Raw genomic sequence first — 18,344 nt, 5'->3', positions numbered from 1 at the left:
ACAGACCTCCAACGAGGACCAGTTCAAGTACCTGATGAACAACGCCATCGCCAGCAAGGACGAACTGAACCTGTCCGTTGGCGTGAGCCTCACTTCGCAACAGGTCGCAGCCCTGACCCACGACATCGTCTGGATGGAAGATGAGGTGGTCGATGGTCAGCACGTATTGGTTCCGGTGCTCTATCTGGCCCAGGCGGACAATCGGCTCGCGCCGAACGGAGCGTTGATAGAGGGCAGTGACGTCAGCCTGATCGCGGGTAACAACCTTGAGAACGTCGGCACCCTGAAGGCGACTGAAAGTCTCTCCGCCGCAGCAGGGCATGACTTGGTCAACAGTGGGCTGATGCAGGCGGGGGATCGTCTGGACCTGCTGGCGGGCAACGACCTGACCAACAAATCGGGCGGCGTCATTGCGGGGCGTGACGTCGCACTGACCACGATCTCGGGTGATGTCATCAACGAACGGACAGTGACTTCGTCACAAATCGCTTACGGTCAGACTCAGTCCCGCAAGGATTTTGCCGACAGCGCGTCACGTATCGAAGCCGCCAACGATCTGAGTATTTCCTCCAGTCGCGACATCATCAGCTCTGGTGGTGTGCTGCAGGGCGGTCGTGACCTGACCCTCAACGCTGGGCGCGATGTAAATATCGTCTCTGCGCAGGTGACCAACAGTCTGGTACGCGACAGCAATCACACTAACAGCGATACCACACAACTCGGCGCTGCAGTCAGCGCAGGGCGAGATATCTCGATACAAGCTGGGCGAGACATCACGGCAGTCGCCAGTGGCATCGATGCCAAGGGTGACATTGCCATGGTTGCGGCGGGCGATGTGACTCTCAGTTCGGCAGCGGACGAACAACACTCCCTGTCCAAAAGCAAGAAGCTGACAACCCAGGAAGATCACGTCCATCAAGTATCGACCGAGATTAACGCGGGTGGCAGCTTTGCCGTCACCGCCGGCAATGATCTGGCCGTGATCTCCAGCCAGATTACTGCTGGCAAGGAAGCGTATCTCGCAGCAGGCAACAAGCTTGGTGTTTTCGCTGCACAAGACAGTGACTACTCGCTTTACGACAAGAAAAGCAAAGGCTCTTTCGGCAGTAAGAAAACCAAGCGCGACGAGGTCACACAGGTCACCAATGTCAGCAGCACAATCACCTCGGGTGGGGACATGGTGCTGGCCAGTGGCGGCAATCAGCACTATCAGGCCGCCAAGCTGAACAGTGGGGACGACATCGTTATCAACAGTGGCGGTTCGGTGACGTTCGAGGCGGTCAAGGATCTGCACCAGGAGAGTCACGAGAAGAGCAGCACAAGTCTGGCGTGGACGTCTATGTCCACCAAGGGCACGACTGATGAAACCTTGCGGCAGAGTGAAATAGCGGCCAAAGGTCAACTGGTCATTAATGCGGTAGATGGTCTGCACATTGACGTCAAACAGGTCAATCAGGAAACAGTGAGCCAAGCCATCGACGCGATGGTAAAGGCCGATCCGGCTCTCTCATGGATGAAGGATGCCGAGAAGCGCGGAGATGTGAACTGGCAGATGGTCAAGGAGGTTCATGACTCCTTCAAGTACAGCCATTCTGGATTGGGTGCCGGTGCTCAGATCATTCTTGCGATTGCCTTGTCCATGGTCATGGGGCCGGCTGGACTTGGCTTGTCGAGTACCGAGGCAGCGGTGGCAGTCAGTCTGTCTACCACTGCCATCAACAGCGCCATCTCCAATAAAGGGAATCTGGGAGCGGTCGTCAAAGACACTCTCAGCGGCAGCAGCCTGAAAAACGCCGCCATCGCGGGTGTGACTGCGGGGCTTATCGATTACGCCGACGAGAACTGGTTCTCCGGCGCGGGCGAAGCTGCAAATGGCGGGTCAAATATTCCGACCACGGGCCCCATTCAGAACCCTGGTTATGCCTCCAGCATGCTGAAGCCTGAAAACTGGGCCGACACGCTGCTGCGCAGCGGTACCCATGCGCTGATCGATAGCGGCGTGTCGACCGCCATCAATGGTGGCAGTTTCAGTTCTAATTTGGGTCAAGCATTGGTCGGAGAAGGAATCGATCTCGGCGCTGCTATTGGAAACAAGGCGGTGGGCGATCTGGCCAAAACGCTGAATATTGCCCCTGATCTAGTACAAAAGGTTCTTCTGCATGCTGTTCTCGGCGGCTTGATCTCTAAGGCCAGAGGCGAGGACTTTGCTAGTGGTGCCATCGCCGGGGGCGTCGCCGAAGGCTTGACGCCAATGGTGAACAGCCTTCTGGCTAATTACGTGAGTGACCGGTTCGCGGAGGGAGACCTTAGCGTTATTGGAAGTCAATCGAAGATCAGCACAGCGCAAATCATCGGCTTGATTTCTGCAGGCTTGGCCGGAGGCAGCCCAGCAACTGGAAGCCTCATCGGTGGTGCAAGTGAGAAATACAACAATGAAGAGCATCAGAAAAACGCGATCGAGGAAATCGACTACGAAATCAGAAAGGCAGAAGGTTTGCCTATTCCTAGGCAAGAACAAATTGACCTTGATAAACCACTCATAGAACCTATCGTACCTGGGATCCCTGTAGTAGGCCTCGGGGGGGCAGGTATCCAATCCTGGCTGTCGACTCAGATTGGCAACTTACGAGCTACATTGACAGGAAGCGCAAAAACGAGTGGAAATATGGGGGTTGCAGAAATTGATATACCAGGAGTGTCGCCAACCATGGCTGCATCGAGTCGAATCACCAACCCGACCCCAGAACAGGTGGCTCAAGGTTTCGTTGGTAGTGTCCCAGAGACTTTCAAAAGCACGGTTGTGCCAACTGGCGGAAGTGACCCATATCCACTTTTGCGTGATATAGATTCTGAAGCAAAAATTTTAAATAATATTGCTGCGCAGCTGAAAGATAATGTATCGGCATCAGGGACCATAAATCTTTTAACAGAACGTCCTCCTTGTGAGAGTTGTTCTAGTGTGATTCAGCAGTTTCAGGTGAGATACCCAAATATTAAAGTGAATATTTTTGACAATGGTGGCGTTATTCCACCCTCAAAGAGGTAGGTGCAAATGTTGCACGAAGAGAGAGTTTCGTATTTTACTTTGAAGTCGTGGGCGATGGATATTTATTATGACGCATGTCGAGATCTCGCGCTATCAAAAGGATGGACGTTTGGGCAGGTGCTAGGATACGTGTCGTATATGCATGAGGACGGCTTCGAGCGTCCCGTTGAAAATGTCATGTGGCAAGTCATTTTATTTGTTTTGGCGGGAGGATGGGATGAGGAGAGATCTGAGGTGAGGCGGTTAAATATAAATAATATTTTGAGTGAGTATGGGCTTGAAAACCTCCTCGCTGGAGTGGGGGAAGAAGAGGTTGCAAGCTTTGTGCATGATCTTAAAATATTAAAAATAATTGATTAGTTTCTAGGTCTTTATCGCTGATATTGCTATGCTTGGTCGATTTTCGGAGGCGGATAATAATCGCAATCATTATCAAGTGCTGCTTTTTGATCAGGTCGATAAAAGTCGAACAATTGATATTCTGACTAGTGCAAAAATGATTTGGATATTTAGCGATTCTCGTAACGCCGCGGTGATAATTACAAAGGCAGTCTTGTTTGCTGATGACTGGATCGCATATGTTTCACATGATATGGAAGATGGCCGTTGGCAGTTTCATGCTGATTATTCCCGCGAACTGACAGAGGCTGATGTGGCGGTGGTTAGTCTTGAAAGCGTTATCAGCAAAGACGAAACATTGTTGGCATTGTTCAATCTTCCAATAGGTTGGCATGCTTGGCGTACGAGCAAAGAGGATGTGTGGCAGCGTCAAGAGATGCCCGGGTGAGATGGTTAAGTCGACGCCTCAACACCCCATACTGGCGGAGCGGCTGTTATCAAAATGGAGGTTTCGATCAGTGAAGGTTTCATGTAACGGTTTTGTTCCTTTCACAGAAGAGGATGTTTCTAGAGTGGAACTCTATATAGGGAGCTCTCTCTGTGAGTCATTAAAGGCGTTTTATTCTGCCTATAACGGGATGCGTATTCAGGTAAATTAAGTCTTGGCGGTGCCCGAAGGGGACGTATGTATAACGCAGTTTGTTTCCGTGCAGAGTGTAATTTCTGAGCTGGAGATGGTTGAGTTTGGTCGGAAGGTTCTTCCTATTGCTTGGGCAGAAGGAGGGAACTATGTTGTATGTGATTTGAGTGATGGGCTGATATATTTTTTGGATCACGAGATTCTTGATGGGTACCGTCTGTTGGCCAAAGGTATTCCAGATCTCATCGATAAACTTGTGCCTGCCAAACCTTTTGTTAAACCGGAAAATTTCAAAGTTAAGGAGGTTTGGATTAATCCGGACTTTCTTAAGCGAATTCGTTCGGGTGAGTTTGAGTGATGAGGTGGTTTTGCATTTGAGTATGTCACCAAAATCTAGCGCTGAGGCGGAAAATATATGTGGTTTGGTTTTGTCCAGCTTTCGATAAGTGGTATTTTTTCTTATCCAGTCAAATCTAGTCGAGTGTCCTCTTTTGGCCGGGGCTTCTGCCGGTAGCGACCGGTTGAATCCAAAGTCGAAAGCGGTCACTCGTTCCCGCCGGTGATTCGACTGTTCAGTCAAAAAAGCCAGGCAGGATACTAGCGCCACTGATAGGAGGCCGCATTTACGAGGTGCCCTCGTGCCTTTTCAGAAAGCCAAGGGAAACGTGATTCAAGTCGGGCATCTACAAGCGAGCAAATGTCTTCTAGAGCATTGCTCGTCCGCCAGCTTGGGTACTCAATCACCTCGGCCCATAAGCTGCGAAGCAGCTCACGCGTATCATCATCCAGAGCGGATGACGCTGATAGGGTTTTGTAAAAACTCCAAGGTTGTTCCCAGCACTCGAATTTCTCTATTTCCAGCACCAGTATCCGATGCAGCTCCATGTTAGCCCCCATGGTACGTGATGACGGACAGTCGCTCCGCTGGGCAGTAGAGTCGGATACTCATTGCGCAGGTGCGCCTATGTCAACGGCGTCAGATATCTTCACGGCGCGAGAAAGCCGCCTGGCAGTCCCTGGAACCCGAGGGGCGCAGCCCAACACCGAGGAGAAAATGGTGGTAACACACCTGATCTCTACTCGCTGCTTCATCTTGCTTCGAGAGATCACTTTCAACCAGAAGCGGTCTCTCACCGTCCCCAAGCAGTGCTTCAGAGCGGGCAAATCCTTATAGTTGGCCCGAAAATCATCTTTCTGAACGTACCAGCCAAGGAATTAAATTTTGATAAGCATATGGATATTATTGTCGCTCCATTGCGTGAATGTTTTTGTCATTGAGTCTTCGCTCGAAATTATGCGGAAGCTAATCGCGCCCGTGCGGTCGGCATTACGCAAATAGATAGCTCGACAATTCTTGCCGAGGAGGCTCGGCGTACGACTACAAATGCACTGCCCTGCTTGCTTCGCACAACAAACAACCAGTACAATCAACGCTCCCCTATACTTAAAAAATCCCCATGGACAGCTATCTAAACATAATCAGCCTAGCGTTAGCGATTGCCTCGCTTTATCCAACTCTATTCCCCACTCCCAAATCTAGATCTAGAATAGTCGCTGCTTTTTGTCTATCACTAATTGTCTTAATCTGCGTTTATCAAACCTACGAAGACCATCGAGAGACAAAACTCGTCGCTGCTCTCGAAACCGAAATAATCAAGCGCATTGATAAGAGCGACAGCGGCATGACGTTTGACCAGATTTATGACGCATTATTTTATCCACCCTACAACTCCACTAACACAGCCATTGACGGCCTTATGGAAGATGGTCGCATCACGAATGAAAAAGTGAAGGTCAGCGACACGCAGGGTAATGAATACATCATAAGGAAATACTACAAACAAATTCAGTAGTAAGTAGCTGGAGCTACCCACTCGCCATCACAATCCGAATAGCGCGTTTATGAAACGAGAATGCCTTAATTCGACTCTATTCGGAGTGTGAAAAAACCCCTACGGCCAAGCGCTAATATCCTGATTATCACATCCAACTGCTCACATCCGCAGGTTATGATATCCGCTGAGGCAGCACTATTTGCCTATTGATCAACCACCGCGTCATCCAGCATGCGTCGTAATTCATTCAGCCGACGTTGAAGGGCACGCCTCTGGCAAATCATATGACCCCTCGTAACCAACCGAAAACTGCCTGAAATTCAAGAGGACAATATCTGAATTTAAGAGTGTCAGCCATGGTGGAAATACATGAAGCCCCACAAATTCTATTTATGCGCGCATGGCGAGCTAATCTTTGCGAATGTTTCTCCGCAATCGCGCGAGGAAACCTATGAACCTTCAACGCCCTACCCTAACCACCGTAGTTCTGAGCCTGTGCATCGCCACCGTTGCCGCTGCCGTACTCTATGATCACTCCCGCTTGTCAAACCTAAACGCCAATCTCATTACTACTGCAGCTGACAGCCCTCTGGCCAGAATCGAGTCCAGGCTATCGATGATTGACGAAAGGCAAAGCGCATATGATAGTCGAGCCACATCCAGCACCGAGGATTTCCGCGCTTCTGAGCAAGCGCTTTCGAGCCGGCTGGACAGCATCGAAGCTCAGGCAACGGACTCCAATCAAGCGCTGTCGCAAGCAACGCTTTCATCCCAAGACCTAGTAATGCTCAAAGCCAGCGTCGAAGCTCTGGACATCCGTCTCACAGATCTTCAACAGGCCCAGGTCAAGCGGGAAGGCGCGCCCCCGTCTCCATCCTCCTCTTCAACCGGCAAGCAGCTTCCTGCTTCCAAGACCAAAGCAGCTCCCCCTCCGTTTACCGCTATCGGCATCGAGCATCGAGGCGGCCAGCAGTTTCTCTCGGTCGCACCCACGGGAAGCACTGAGTTGCATCAACTCCGCCTGATCAGGATTGGCGATAGGGTTCCAGGCACGTCGTGGATCCTCCGCTCTGTCGGTGCACGAGCTGCAAAGTTCGACGTATCAGGCACATCCAAGAACGTTTCGCTAGCCCAGTGACCGGGCAGAACCCACTAGGAAAACGCAATGTCTGGAAACATTATCTGGTTCGTCAGTGCGCTCTGCACAGTGATGATCGGTCTGTTGATTGTGCTCGACGCTCGAAGGCTTACTCGTCATCTGCATGTAGCGATAGCGCTCATCGACTCAGGAGTGCCTGAAGGAGAAGCAATGGAGCGATCAGGCTGCAATCACTGGGATAAACCGTTTCTGATCCGTATCTGGAAAAAATATCCCACGCTCCCGACCGAGCCATGAACTCTGCTCCGAACTATGCGGACCAAGCCGCATAGTCGCAGGCCTATACCGCGTCACAAAAACTATCCATTCCTGAAGTCTATTTCCTGCTGCCCCTATCGGATCTGCTTGAGAAATTGGTCCTCGTCACAGAGCGAGAATTTCCATGAAGCCATCAAGCCTCCCCAGATCCACATTTACTATCGGCTGGTGCTTTACGGCACTGGCCTCCTTACCTGCCGTGGCCGCTACGTCTGATTCAGTCGCTACTCAAACCAGCATCGAGACTCAAACGTCAGTCGGGCCACTGACCACGAGCGGCGATCATTCTGCGCGACAGTGGGGGCTGACAGCGCAAGAATGGACCCGCTACCAATCCGTCATGCAGGGCCCGCGCGGGATCTACTCGCCCGGTCTCGATCCGCTGACCGCTCTCGGGATCGAAGCCGAGTCCGCCGAGGAGCGCGTTCGATATGCGGAAATGCAAGTCCAGGCCGAGCGGCGACGCGTCGACAAAGAGCTGGCCTATCAGCGGGCATACGATCAGGCCTTCTCCCGCTTGTACCCGGACGAGAAAGTCATCCAGATCACCTCTCCTACCTCATCACCTGCAGCCGCCAAACCAGTACTCAGCAGCACCGGGCGTCTGGCCGTTTTCGTCCAGGACGACTGCGCGGCATGCATTGCCACGGTCAAGGACCTGCAGAAGCAGAAACAACCATTCGACCTGTATTTCGTGGGCAGCCAGCTGGACGACGAACGTATTCGTCGCTGGGCCGTTCTCGCCGGCGTTGATCCTGTTGCCGTTCGCAGTCGGCAGATCACGCTCAACCATGACGACGGCCGCTGGCAGGGGATCGGCGTCGGTGGCGGCTTACCAGCCCTGCTCCGTGAAGTGGAGGGGAAATGGCGCCGTCAATAACGCAGATAGCCACCTTGGCCCTTCTTATCGCTGGAGTTGCATCGACGCACGCCAGTGAAGCCCCGCCACCGGCCTACCAAGCGATCGCAATTCCAGCGGGTGTGCCATCAGAGGTGCTGTACGCGGTGGCGCTGCAAGAGAGTGGAACGCGGCTGCGTGGCCGTATCGTCCCTTGGCCATGGACCCTGAATGTCGCGGGCACAGGCTACCGCTTCGCAACCCGGGCTGAGGCGTGCCAGGCGCTGACCAGCGCAATCGTCATTGCCGGGCCTGCGCGTGTCGATGTCGGCCTTGGCCAGACCAACATCCAGGCGAACGGGCATCGCTACGAGCATCCCTGCGAAGGTCTGGACCCTCACAAAAACCTGAAGGTCACTGCTCGGATTCTCGCGGAGCAGAAGGCCAAGGGCGGCAGCTGGATTGAGGCTGCCGGACGCTATCACCGGCCGGCCGGCGGTGCTCCCGCCGAGCGCTATCAACGCGCGTTTTCCGCGCATCTCAGCCGCGTAGTCGGCATCCAACACTTGGTAAACAACCCATGAAGCAGCGTCTCGCTTTTATTCTTGTCGCCTGCGTCGCTTCGCCGGGTATGGCGGCAGCCAGCTCGCTGATTGTGGTCGAGGACAGAGGTGGATCGTCTGCCCTGCCCTATTACCAGGATCTGGCACCTGAGCCCACACAACAGCAGCTCGCCGATCAAAACCTGGGCGTGCGTGACACCGGCGCGTACCCCGTCCGATCCCCACGCCTGGCACCTGGGCAGGTACAGGGCAGAGTCATCAACGCCCCCGGGCTGCAACCCATGTTTGTGATTGGTGATGACGAGATTTCCAAAGCTTGGCTCATGCAGCGAAAGGAACAGCTTCAGCAACTGCGGGCCGTAGGCGTCGTGGTCAACGTCGCCAGCGCTGAGCGTTTCGCGCAGGTCCGACGCTGGGCAGCCGAGCTTGAGATGATGCCCGCGCCCGCCGATGACCTGGCGGTGCGGCTTGGCGTCACTCACTACCCGCTGCTGATTACCGCGACGGCCATTCAACAGTAGGCGGGAGTAAATATCGTGGCCAGCACCTACACCATCGAGTCTTTACTCCGCCCTGCGGTCGAGCTCTACACCGTCGCCGCCTGCGTCGCTGCGGCACTGCTGTGCGTCCTCGCGCCTTGGGTCTTTGCGCTCTCCCCACTGTTCGGCATCGTGACCGCGGGGATTTATCTTGCCCTGGGCCACATCCGTCTGAAGCAAGCAATGGCTGTCCTGCGCTACCGGCGCAACATACGGCGCCTGCCGCATTACACCATGACCAGCAAGAACATCCCTGTCAGCAACGAGCGACTCTTCGTCGGCAAAGGGTTTCGCTGGACGCAGAAACACACCCAGCGGCTCATGGACACCTACCTCCCCAAGTACGCCGATTACGTCGAACCCACGTCGCTGTATCGCACAGCACGTCGGCTCGAGGAGCGACTGGAGTTCGCGCCCTTTGCGCTCAAGCTCATCACCAAGGCGACGTCCCAGGACAGCTGGCTCAACCCGGTTCGCCCACTGCCGCCAGTAGGCGGCCTGCCTCGCCTGCACGGCATCGAGCCCAATGAGGGTGACGTCAGCCTGCCGCTGGGAGAGCGGGTCGGTCACACGCTGGTGTTGGGTACTACTCGCGTGGGTAAAACACGACTCGCCGAGCTGTTCATTACCCAGGACATCCGCCGCATCAAAGGCCAGGATCGTGAGGTCGTGATCGTATTCGACCCCAAGGGGGATGCCGACCTGCTCAAGCGCATGTACATCGAATGCAAGCGCGCGGGACGCCTGGATGAGTTCTATATCTTCCATCTCGGTTGGCCCGATCACTCGGCGCGCTACAACGCCGTTGGCCGCTTTGGTCGAATCTCCGAAGTCGCCACCCGCATTGCGGGGCAGCTTTCCGGCGAGGGTAACTCTGCAGCGTTTCGCGAATTCGCCTGGCGCTTCGTCAACATCATCGCTCGCGCGCTCGTCGCCCTCGGTCGGCGCCCTGACTACGAGCAGATTCTGCAGCACGTCATTAACATCGACGCCCTGTTCATCGAGTACGCCCAGAAGTACTTCGCCGAGCACGATCCGAAAGCATGGGAAACCATCATCAAGATCGAGGGCGGCATCGATCGCAAGAACCTCAGTTTTGCCATGAAAGATCGCCCGCTTCGTGTGGTCGCCATCGATCAATACATCACGCAGATGCGCATTTCCGAACCGGTTCTCGACGGGCTGCGCTCTGCTGTTCGCTACGACAAGACCTACTTCGACAAGATCGTCGCCAGCCTGCTGCCACTCTTGGAAAAACTGACCACGGGCCGTATCGCCGAGCTGCTCTCCCCTGACTACATGGACCTGGACGATCCGCGCCCGATCTTCGACTGGATGCAGATCATCCGCAAACGCGCCGTCGTCTACATCGGCCTCGATGCACTGTCAGACACTGAGGTCGCGGCCGCCGTCGGCAACTCGATGTTCAGCGACCTGGTGTCGGTCGCCGGGCACATCTACAAATTCGGGGTCGACGACGGACTGCCTGGCGCGGCCAGCGGCAAGGTAGCGATCAATGTCCATGCGGATGAGTTCAACGAACTGATGGGGGAAGAGTTCATCCCGATGATCAACAAGGGCGGCGGCGCCGGCATGCAGGTGACGGCTTACACACAAACCCAGAGCGACATCGAAGCCAAGATCGGCAATCGCGCAAAGGCCGGCCAGGTCATCGGCAACTTCAACAACGTCTTCATGTTGAGGGTGCGGGAAACCGCGACTGCAGAGCTGCTCACCAACCAGCTACCGAAGGTGCAAGTCTTCACCAGCACCCCCGCAAGCAGTGCGAACGACGCCATCAATGGCAAGGCCGCTTTCACGTCGAACACCCACGACCAGATTCAGAGCGTCAGCGTCCCACTGATCGAGCCCGCGCATATCGTCGGCCTGCCCAAGGGCCAGTGCTTTGCGCTGATCGAGGGCGGCAACCTCTGGAAGATCCGCATGCCGTTGCCCGCCAACGATCCGGACGAAGTCATGCCCAAGGATCTGCAGGCTCTCGCGGACAGGATGCGTAAAGGGGGCGGGAGCAACGACACATGGTGGCAAGCGCCCGGCTATCAGGCGCTGAATGAGACGCTGCCAGACGATTTGGTCGATGACTTCAGGCACATGACTGACCACGCCGGCTCATCAACCCGCTCGAGCGCCTGACTCATATGGCCGACATTGCTGAGAAAGCCCAGGAACAGCAGGAAGGTCAGAAGACCTTTCTGGGACTGCTGTTTTCCATTCCCTTTCATTTCATCGGTGTGATGTTCGGCTCGCTCTTGGGCGCGATTATCCTGGAGTGGCTGTGCCTGCACTTTCTCTGGCCCGATGCCGGCTGGAGGCACGCCAAGGAAATGTTCGAGTACGAGCTGGCATGGCTGTCCCAGGATCTTCTACAGAGCGTCATCATCAGAGAACCAGGTCGTACGGCGGCCTGGCTGGCGCAGTGGGTATACGACGCTGTGGTGGTAAACTCAGGCCTGCAAGAAAACCTTCGTTCCTTGGCGCAATACTCCCGCATGACCCAACCCCGCGCAGAAAGCTTTGACCTGCTCTACCAGGTCGGCTGGCTGATCATTCAGCTCGAAGATTACGGTCTGGCTGCGCTTTACACCGTGCTCACCTTCTGCGTGCGGATGGTGATTCTGATCCTCACCATTCCGCTGTTTTTGCTGGCTGCGTTCACGGGTGTGGTGGATGGACTGGTTCGGCGGGATCTGCGCAAGTTCGGTTCGGGGAGGGAGTCGAGCTATCTGTATCACAAGGCGCGCGGGACGCTCTTGCCGCTGACCGTGGTGCCTTGGACGGTTTATCTGGCGATGCCAGTGAGTGTAAGTCCACTGCTGGTTTTGCTGCCGTGTGCAGGGCTGCTGGGGGTGGCGGTTTGCGTTACGGTTTCGAGTTTCAAGAAATACCTTTAGATCCAAGAGAAGTGCAGCTGACCTCGTCAGCTACGCCCAGGTAGCCAGGATCTTCAAGGCTACGGCGCGACACACGCGCTGATCTCCCAAGATCGCAAGAGCATTCGTAGGCGCGATCGGTTGCCGAGGTTCGGTGATGAATGCACATCCGGAGCGCACTCCTGTGCCTGCTCTTTCCAACCTTTCGAGGATTGCCACCCTCGAAAGAGGGATCCTCGAGCATCGTTAGGGGTTATTCCATGAACACTTTCGTACGGCCCGACGCCCACGCACCCTCCACATACCTGAGCCAAGCAGAAACCCGCATCGTGCGCAGAGCATTGGATATTCTCGAACGGCGCTTCTTTGAGGAGCGCATCTCACTAAAACATGCATGCGATGTTGCGGACTTTTTGAGGCTCCAGCTCGCAGGTAGTCAGCATGAGATCTTCGCTGTTCTCTTTCTCGACTCGTTGAACAGGCTGATCTGTTTTGAGGAGCTCTTTCAGGGGTCCATCAATACGTGCACCGTTCACCCACGGGTTGTCGTGCAGCACGCCCTCGCGCACAACGCTGCAGCCGTGATCCTCTGTCATAACCACCCGTCGGGATCCTGTCTACCCAGCGATGACGATCTCTCCCTCACAAAAAAGCTTCAGCAAGCACTGAAGCTGGTAGATGTCAGCGTGCTGGACCACTTTGTGGTGGGAAGTGGCACGCCGTATTCGTTTCTGACTCACGGTCAGCTATGACTGAAGTTCCACTCACTTTGAAGGATGGCCCGTTAGGGCCATCCTCGTTCTCTTCCGGCTAAACCAACATCTGGATCAGCTTTACGATTTCGGTCAGCAGCTTAAGCAGCTCTACTAGAACCATGGGGCACCTCCTATCCGCAATGTTGGCCTGAGTATTGGTCTCTCCCAGAGCTCTGTGCTAACGTCGCGTGGCAATCGGGACGAAGGCAAGGCACTGCCGGCATTGATGATCATCAGGGTCGATATCTTTGCAATCGCTCAAATCAAAGGCTGAAGGGTTGGCGCCCTTCAGCCTTTTTAATGGGCGATAGACACACGTACGGGCAGATGCCCGGCATTCAAATACCTGGTATTCCTTAGTGGATTCTCCGTCAGATCTGCACACGTTAATTTGTAAGCAGAGTGCACGTCAATATCTAACGCAGGGGTGGCGGTAAATTTCTTTATATCCAATGTTGGGATTTTAAGAAAGTTCAATTCCTATGTTGGGAATTGAAACCTAAGACAATGATTCATAAGGAGTTCTTTCTCAGTTCCCATTTTGGGTTTTTACGTTTTTGCGCATTCTCCCGATCCTCCTTAGTGTTTACATGCGTTTACTCTTTCGCGGATTTCCGACCAAAGCGCTCTCAGTTTGCAGACTTGATTTCGTCGCCGCGCTTTCAACGCTTTCAATTTAACTGTTCGTAATGACGTTCGGAAAAGCTATTTTTCGAGCGATCTTTTTGTGGCACACCTTACGCTCGGAAGCTTCGTCGAGACGACAGCGCCCATTTTCAGTGTGGTTCACGAATGATTTGGGGGGGAGATTTTAGCCGCTAAAACACAGGACGTTTCAGGGGAGCATTTTTGCAATCGATTGCAAACGCCCAGATCGAATCTGCCAGTACGTTAGAACCTACGTGTCAAAAAGATCTGACTGCGGTTCGATGCTGATCGCCTCCACCAGGTACGGGCCTTGATTTCGGACATTCCCAACATCCTTGCTGACCGGATGCCACGTGAATTCCTCGGTCGGCCTGCTTTGATTCCTCACGATCTCGGCGGCGCGCTCAGGCGTCGTATCGGGATCAACCCATTCACGTGCCTGTTCAGGGCTCAGCACCACGGGCCGCCGGTCGTGAATGTCGACCATCCCCTCATCCGAGTCCGCGGTGATGATCACGAAACCATCTTGCGCGTTCGGCTCCAGCACGGCAGTCACCTCAGCCAGCGCGGCAAAGAACAGTGGTCCTTCCTCTTTGAGCCGGATGTAGTATGGCTGCTTCCTCTTCGAATTATCCGGATTCTTCAACCACTCGAACCAGCCGTTCGCCGGCGCCAACGCACGCCCATTCGGCCAAAGTTGCTTGAAGAACCTCCCGGTCATCACCGTTTCAACCCTGGCATTGATCGGCGCCGGGCGTTTCCCTTCACCCTTCGCCCAGGACGGTGACCATCCCCACTTCACTTTATCCACGCTCAGCCCACCTTCCACCGGCCGGATTATCTCGACCCGGGTCGACGGCGCGACGTTGTAGCGCTCGATCGGCCACAGATCATAGCCATTGATCACCATCTGCTTTGAGGCCAGCTCTTTCAGGTAGTGATCCATGGGCTCATAGATGGAGTAGCGTCCGCACATGATGTCACCCGTCGAAATTTCCTACATATGAGATTGACCGCAAGCGGACGAGATCGTTAACTGTATATACGTACAGCTAACGCATGCAAGGTGCATCATGAGTGTCTCCATCCTCGGCCCAGTGGCCGCCGCCGGCGAAAGTGTCCCGCTTTACTCGTTCCAGGTGCCAGCGGGGTTTCCTTCGCCCGCTGCCGATCACATCGAAAAGCACATTTCCCTGGATGAGCTGTTCGACATCCGCGCACCCCACGTTTATCTCGCGAAGATCGAAGGCGACAGCATGCAGGGCGCGGGGATCTACAGCGGGGATCTGGTGATCGTCGATCGCAGCGTGTATGCAGAACATGGCGACATCGTGATCGCGGCACTCAACACCGAACCTGTATGCAAGCGCCTGCACATGCGTGAGAACGAAGTCATCCTCATGTCGGAGAATCCCAAATATCCAGCGCGCCACGTCATGGAAGGCGACGAGCTGGTGATCTGGGGTGTGGTGAAATACAGCGTTCGCGATCATGACAAAACCTGAGCCGGTTTTTGCGCTGATCGACTGCAACAGCTTCTACGCGAGCTGTGAGCGCGTCTTTCGACCCGACCTGGCGAAGACGCCGATCGTGGTGCTATCGAACAACGACGGCTGCGTCATTGCGCGCAGCTACGACGCCAAGCCTTTTGTGAAGATGGGCCAGCCCTACTTCCAGATCAAGGACCATCTGCGCAGGAACGGCGTCGTCGCCTTCAGCAGTAACTACGCCCTGTACGGCGACATGAGCGAGCGCGTGATGACCATCATCGAATCGATGGTGCCCGCACTGGAGATCTACAGCATCGACGAGGCCTTCGCGGATCTCACCGGCATCCCGGGTGATCTGACGGCCTTTGGCCGAAAGATCCGCGCGACCATCTACAAGCACACCAGCATTCCTGTCGGCGTCGGCATTGCGCGGACCAAGACCTTGGCCAAGCTGGCGAACCATACCGCCAAACGACTGCAGAACAGGACCGGCGGCGTCGTCGACATCTGCGATCCCCGCAAGCGAGACTGGACCCTGCGCAATACAGACGTAGGTGACGTTTGGGGCATCGGAAAGCGGATGAAAACGCATCTGGAATGCATGGGCATCAAGACCGCCATGGACCTGGCCAAGGCTGACGCGTGGACACTGCGGCAGAAATTCAGCGTGGTGATCGAGAAGACCGCGCGGGAGCTGTCCGGTATCCCCTGTCTGGAACTCGACGAAGCCGACCCGCCAAAACAGGAAATCTGCTGCAGCCGGATGTTTGGTAACCGGCTGACCACCATCGAGCCGATCAAGGAGGCGGTGGCCACCTATACGCAGCGCGCCGCAGAGAAGCTCCGCGCGCAAAACTCGATGTGCAAGAAAATCCGCGTGAGCATCCGCACCGGGATGTTCAACCCTGAGGAAGCCAAGTACGCCAATGCCGCGCTGGTGGAGCTGCCCTACCCGACCAATGATGTTCGCCTCATGACCAAAGCCGCCACTGAAGCGGTCAACCGGTTGTTCCAGGACGGGTTCAAATACAGCAAGGCTGAGGTGCTGCTGATGGATCTCCGTCAGCCTGGCGAATTTACGGATGATCTGTTTTCGGCGGCGCAACCGGAGGCTTCGGAGAAGGTCATGCGCGTACTGGATCAGATTAATGGGCGTTGGGGGCGCGGGACGTTGCGGGTAGCGACCGTGCCGGTAGCGTCGGATTGGGGGATGAGGCGCGAGTTGCTGAGCGAGAGCTTTACGACGAACTTGGATCAGCTTTGGACGGTGAGATGCGATTGACCGTAGGCCGAAGATAAAATCTTGTAAATATTAGAACAATTTAGTACATCTACTCGTTGTTACGGGTGAGCTGGGATCCCTACAGCGCAAATATGCTCCCTCCACCTAAGCAACATAAGCCACGGACCGATGCATCCCCGTATTTACACTTGCGATGTGGATGCAGCGTGCATGCCATGCGATCTATCCGCAGAACCTTACAACAAGGTGACACACATAAAAAAGACAATCATATTGCCATCATTAAGAGATGCGTCTATCATCAGGTTCAACTTTGCATTTTTTCACCCGAAGCGACATTGACTTTCATACACTTTCAAAAATTGAGGCCAAATGAAAAACTTCGATTCCAGGACCTACAGCATAAACGACTTTCTTGAATGGTCCGACAACGATCAGCTAGAGCTCTCTCCGAAATTTCAAAGAAAATCTGTTTGGACTGATAAGGCAAGGTCTTATTTGATGGACACGATTGTCGAAGGCAAACCTATCCCAAAGGTATTCATTAGACAAAAAATCAATCCATTAACAAGAAAATCTGTAAGAGAAGTAGTCGACGGCCAGCAACGACTGAGAACCATTATATCCTTTCTAAAAGATGGCTTCGTTATAAACAAACGTCACAACAAAAAATATGGCGGCCTTTACTTTAGCGAGCTAGCACAAGTCGACGATGAAATTCAAACATTCATACTTGCCTATGAAGTATCTGTAGACCTATTAGTCAACATGTCTGATCCAGACGTACTCGACGTATTCGGACGACTAAACTCTTACTCGGTTACTCTTAACGAACAAGAAAAAATCAACGCAAACCATTTTGGCCCATTCAAAAAGCTGGCAGATACTGTTGCACACAGCAATAATTCGTTCTGGACGGAAAACCGGATCGTTCCCGAGCAAAGCGTTCTTAGAATGCTTGACGTTCAGCTATGCGCGGATTTATTGATAGCAATCATAGACGGTATCAAGAGCAAAAAACAGATCACTAAACAGTATGAGATTTACGAAGCAGAATTCGATCACGACACCGATATACTTGAGTCAAATTTCAACCAAATAATAGTCCTGATAAAAAAAATATTTAATGGAAATTTGAAGACCCGAGAGTTCCGAAGAACCCATGTCTTCTATTCGCTATTTGTAACCCTTTACCATATGCAATTTGGCATATCAAATCTTGCAAGCCCGCGCAAACCAATCGACGAAGACGACCTATCAAAAGTTTCTCAATCACTTGAGAAAATAGACTACATATTTGACGAAGGCAACAAGGACAAGTTAACTAGAGAAGAAACACAATTCTTGGAAGATTGCCGTCGAGCAACAACGGATACCGCAGTTAGAGTTCGAAGAAGCGAATATATTGCCCAGCTAATTACGGAATAACAAATGACCCTACAAGCATCACTGGACGATTTTAGAGCTGGCATTATTAAAGTTAACGACTATATAAGCATGGCCTACCAGAAGGACGGCGCAGGCAATAATATTTTAGACGACAGAAAAATAGAATTCATAGTTGATTCAGCTTTTTTGAAGATGTTTATCTATTGGGAAGGTTTTTTAGAAAGCGCTTTCATCAAATACTTAACCGGAGCCAACTCTACTAATGGAACGGTAGTAACCCGACACGCCAACCCTGTAGATGACAAGCACGCTCACAGTTTGCTGATTGGAACTCAAAAGTATGTAGACTGGGCAAACCATGAGATAGTCAAGAGACTAGCGAAGCTATATCTGGTCGACGGTGAGCCATTGAGTACTGCTCTTGACTCCATTGCTGGCACGCTAAGTGATTTGAAAACCATCAGAAACTCAGCAGCACACGTGAGTAGCACTACCAAAGTGCAGCTGACCGCAGTAGCCAATAGGGTTCTCAATAAAAATCTTTCCAACGTGACAGTTACAGAGTTCATAATGGAGATGCACCCCACCGACGCAAGCAAAACCGTTCTTGAGTACTACCAGAACATGCTAGATATCGCCGCCGAAAACATTTCAGGAAACATTACCTGACCCCCCCCCCCCAAAAAAAAAAAAACGGTGGTTGGAAACCGT

18 protein-coding genes are annotated in these 18,344 nt (G+C 53.5%); 17 read left to right on the top strand and 1 reads right to left on the bottom strand.

From position 1 onward, the window contains the following. From AC1MEK_RS29620 to AC1MEK_RS29560, 13 genes are all read left to right on the top strand, one after another. On the top strand, positions 1 to 3,046 hold a 3,046-nt coding region (locus AC1MEK_RS29620; protein WP_480399812.1), incomplete at its 5' end, for a deaminase domain-containing protein. A 6-nt stretch (positions 3,047 to 3,052) separates the two neighbouring features. After that, on the top strand, positions 3,053 to 3,406 hold the full coding sequence (locus AC1MEK_RS29615; protein WP_480399811.1) for a hypothetical protein: 354 nt from the start codon (positions 3,053 to 3,055) through the stop codon (positions 3,404 to 3,406). A gap of 28 nt (positions 3,407 to 3,434) precedes the next feature. After that, the gene (locus AC1MEK_RS29610; protein ID WP_480399810.1) at positions 3,435 to 3,833 is read left to right on the top strand and encodes a hypothetical protein; all 399 of its coding nucleotides are present in this window, start codon (positions 3,435 to 3,437) and stop codon (positions 3,831 to 3,833) included. Positions 3,834 to 4,047: 214 nt separating this feature from the next. After that, positions 4,048 to 4,383 carry a hypothetical protein gene (locus AC1MEK_RS29605; protein ID WP_480399809.1) on the top strand — a complete coding sequence of 112 codons (336 nt, stop codon included), beginning with the start codon at positions 4,048 to 4,050 and terminating at the stop codon, positions 4,381 to 4,383. Between the two features lie 1,099 nt (positions 4,384 to 5,482). After that, positions 5,483 to 5,878 (top strand): hypothetical protein, encoded by a 396-nt coding sequence (locus AC1MEK_RS29600; protein ID WP_480399808.1) that lies wholly within the window; start codon positions 5,483 to 5,485, stop codon positions 5,876 to 5,878. A 433-nt stretch (positions 5,879 to 6,311) separates the two neighbouring features. Next, the gene (locus AC1MEK_RS29595) at positions 6,312 to 6,998 is read left to right on the top strand and encodes a methyl-accepting chemotaxis protein (protein ID WP_480399807.1); all 687 of its coding nucleotides are present in this window, start codon (positions 6,312 to 6,314) and stop codon (positions 6,996 to 6,998) included. Between the two features lie 27 nt (positions 6,999 to 7,025). Further along, positions 7,026 to 7,256: a hypothetical protein gene (locus tag AC1MEK_RS29590; RefSeq protein WP_480399806.1), complete on the top strand. Its 231-nt coding sequence runs from the start codon at positions 7,026 to 7,028 to the stop codon at positions 7,254 to 7,256. Positions 7,257 to 7,401: 145 nt separating this feature from the next. Further along, the gene (locus tag AC1MEK_RS29585) at positions 7,402 to 8,157 is read left to right on the top strand and encodes a TIGR03759 family integrating conjugative element protein (RefSeq protein WP_480399805.1); all 756 of its coding nucleotides are present in this window, start codon (positions 7,402 to 7,404) and stop codon (positions 8,155 to 8,157) included. Next, positions 8,142 to 8,699, top strand: a complete 558-nt coding sequence (locus AC1MEK_RS29580; RefSeq protein ID WP_480399804.1) for a lysozyme family protein — start codon at positions 8,142 to 8,144, stop codon at positions 8,697 to 8,699. Before AC1MEK_RS29585 ends, AC1MEK_RS29580 begins: the two co-directional genes overlap by 16 nt. Next, complete coding sequence (locus AC1MEK_RS29575; protein WP_480399803.1) at positions 8,696 to 9,199, top strand: integrating conjugative element protein; 504 nt, start codon at positions 8,696 to 8,698, stop codon at positions 9,197 to 9,199. The genes AC1MEK_RS29580 and AC1MEK_RS29575 overlap by 4 nt, the downstream gene beginning before the upstream one ends. 15 nt (positions 9,200 to 9,214) lie before the next feature. After that, positions 9,215 to 11,371: a type IV conjugative transfer system coupling protein TraD gene (traD, locus tag AC1MEK_RS29570; RefSeq protein ID WP_480399802.1), complete on the top strand. Its 2,157-nt coding sequence runs from the start codon at positions 9,215 to 9,217 to the stop codon at positions 11,369 to 11,371. Between the two features lie 5 nt (positions 11,372 to 11,376). Beyond that, positions 11,377 to 12,129: a TIGR03747 family integrating conjugative element membrane protein gene (locus AC1MEK_RS29565; RefSeq protein ID WP_480399801.1), complete on the top strand. Its 753-nt coding sequence runs from the start codon at positions 11,377 to 11,379 to the stop codon at positions 12,127 to 12,129. Between the two features lie 239 nt (positions 12,130 to 12,368). Continuing rightward, positions 12,369 to 12,860, top strand: a complete 492-nt coding sequence (locus tag AC1MEK_RS29560; protein WP_480399800.1) for a JAB domain-containing protein — start codon at positions 12,369 to 12,371, stop codon at positions 12,858 to 12,860. A gap of 901 nt (positions 12,861 to 13,761) precedes the next feature. On the opposite strand, the gene AC1MEK_RS29555 is transcribed toward AC1MEK_RS29560, so the two are convergent. Further along, positions 13,762 to 14,487, bottom strand: a complete 726-nt coding sequence (locus AC1MEK_RS29555; RefSeq protein WP_480399799.1) for an SOS response-associated peptidase — start codon at positions 14,485 to 14,487, stop codon at positions 13,762 to 13,764. A gap of 97 nt (positions 14,488 to 14,584) precedes the next feature. Here AC1MEK_RS29555 and AC1MEK_RS29550 point away from each other — a divergent pair, with 97 nt between their 5' ends. The 4 genes from AC1MEK_RS29550 (at position 14,585) to AC1MEK_RS29535 (ending at position 18,302) form a co-directional block, all read left to right on the top strand. After that, on the top strand, positions 14,585 to 15,016 hold the full coding sequence (locus tag AC1MEK_RS29550; RefSeq protein ID WP_480399798.1) for a LexA family protein: 432 nt from the start codon (positions 14,585 to 14,587) through the stop codon (positions 15,014 to 15,016). Further along, entirely contained in the window at positions 15,003 to 16,283 is a 1,281-nt protein-coding gene (gene umuC / locus AC1MEK_RS29545) for a translesion error-prone DNA polymerase V subunit UmuC (protein ID WP_480399797.1), read from the top strand. Before AC1MEK_RS29550 ends, umuC begins: the two co-directional genes overlap by 14 nt. 333 nt (positions 16,284 to 16,616) lie before the next feature. After that, positions 16,617 to 17,672, top strand: coding sequence for a GmrSD restriction endonuclease domain-containing protein (locus AC1MEK_RS29540; RefSeq protein WP_480399796.1), 1,056 nt, complete (start codon positions 16,617 to 16,619; stop codon positions 17,670 to 17,672). Between the two features lie 3 nt (positions 17,673 to 17,675). Continuing rightward, positions 17,676 to 18,302, top strand: a complete 627-nt coding sequence (locus AC1MEK_RS29535) for a hypothetical protein (protein ID WP_480399795.1) — start codon at positions 17,676 to 17,678, stop codon at positions 18,300 to 18,302. The last annotated feature ends 42 nt before the right edge of the window (positions 18,303 to 18,344 follow it).

The sequence above is a fragment of the Pseudomonas sp. 2 genome (genome assembly GCF_056627435.1).
This window is presented reverse-complemented; position numbering and strand designations above follow the sequence as displayed.

What these genes read in the sequence shown, in the direction of transcription:
- AC1MEK_RS29550 (WP_480399798.1), top strand. Translation starts at nt 14,585, where the DNA reads ATGAGTGTCTCCATCCTCGGCCCAGTGGCCGCCGCCGGCGAAAGTGTC.
- umuC (WP_480399797.1), top strand. Translation starts at nt 15,003, where the DNA reads ATGACAAAACCTGAGCCGGTTTTTGCGCTGATCGACTGCAACAGCTTC.
- AC1MEK_RS29595 (WP_480399807.1), top strand. Translation starts at nt 6,312, where the DNA reads ATGAACCTTCAACGCCCTACCCTAACCACCGTAGTTCTGAGCCTGTGC.
- AC1MEK_RS29575 (WP_480399803.1), top strand. Translation starts at nt 8,696, where the DNA reads ATGAAGCAGCGTCTCGCTTTTATTCTTGTCGCCTGCGTCGCTTCGCCG.
- AC1MEK_RS29555 (WP_480399799.1), bottom strand. Translation starts at nt 14,487, where the DNA reads ATGTGCGGACGCTACTCCATCTATGAGCCCATGGATCACTACCTGAAA.
- AC1MEK_RS29615 (WP_480399811.1), top strand. Translation starts at nt 3,053, where the DNA reads ATGTTGCACGAAGAGAGAGTTTCGTATTTTACTTTGAAGTCGTGGGCG.
- AC1MEK_RS29580 (WP_480399804.1), top strand. Translation starts at nt 8,142, where the DNA reads ATGGCGCCGTCAATAACGCAGATAGCCACCTTGGCCCTTCTTATCGCT.
- AC1MEK_RS29610 (WP_480399810.1), top strand. Translation starts at nt 3,435, where the DNA reads ATGCTTGGTCGATTTTCGGAGGCGGATAATAATCGCAATCATTATCAA.
- AC1MEK_RS29585 (WP_480399805.1), top strand. Translation starts at nt 7,402, where the DNA reads ATGAAGCCATCAAGCCTCCCCAGATCCACATTTACTATCGGCTGGTGC.
- AC1MEK_RS29560 (WP_480399800.1), top strand. Translation starts at nt 12,369, where the DNA reads ATGAACACTTTCGTACGGCCCGACGCCCACGCACCCTCCACATACCTG.
- AC1MEK_RS29535 (WP_480399795.1), top strand. Translation starts at nt 17,676, where the DNA reads ATGACCCTACAAGCATCACTGGACGATTTTAGAGCTGGCATTATTAAA.
- AC1MEK_RS29540 (WP_480399796.1), top strand. Translation starts at nt 16,617, where the DNA reads ATGAAAAACTTCGATTCCAGGACCTACAGCATAAACGACTTTCTTGAA.
- AC1MEK_RS29590 (WP_480399806.1), top strand. Translation starts at nt 7,026, where the DNA reads ATGTCTGGAAACATTATCTGGTTCGTCAGTGCGCTCTGCACAGTGATG.
- AC1MEK_RS29565 (WP_480399801.1), top strand. Translation starts at nt 11,377, where the DNA reads ATGGCCGACATTGCTGAGAAAGCCCAGGAACAGCAGGAAGGTCAGAAG.
- AC1MEK_RS29600 (WP_480399808.1), top strand. Translation starts at nt 5,483, where the DNA reads ATGGACAGCTATCTAAACATAATCAGCCTAGCGTTAGCGATTGCCTCG.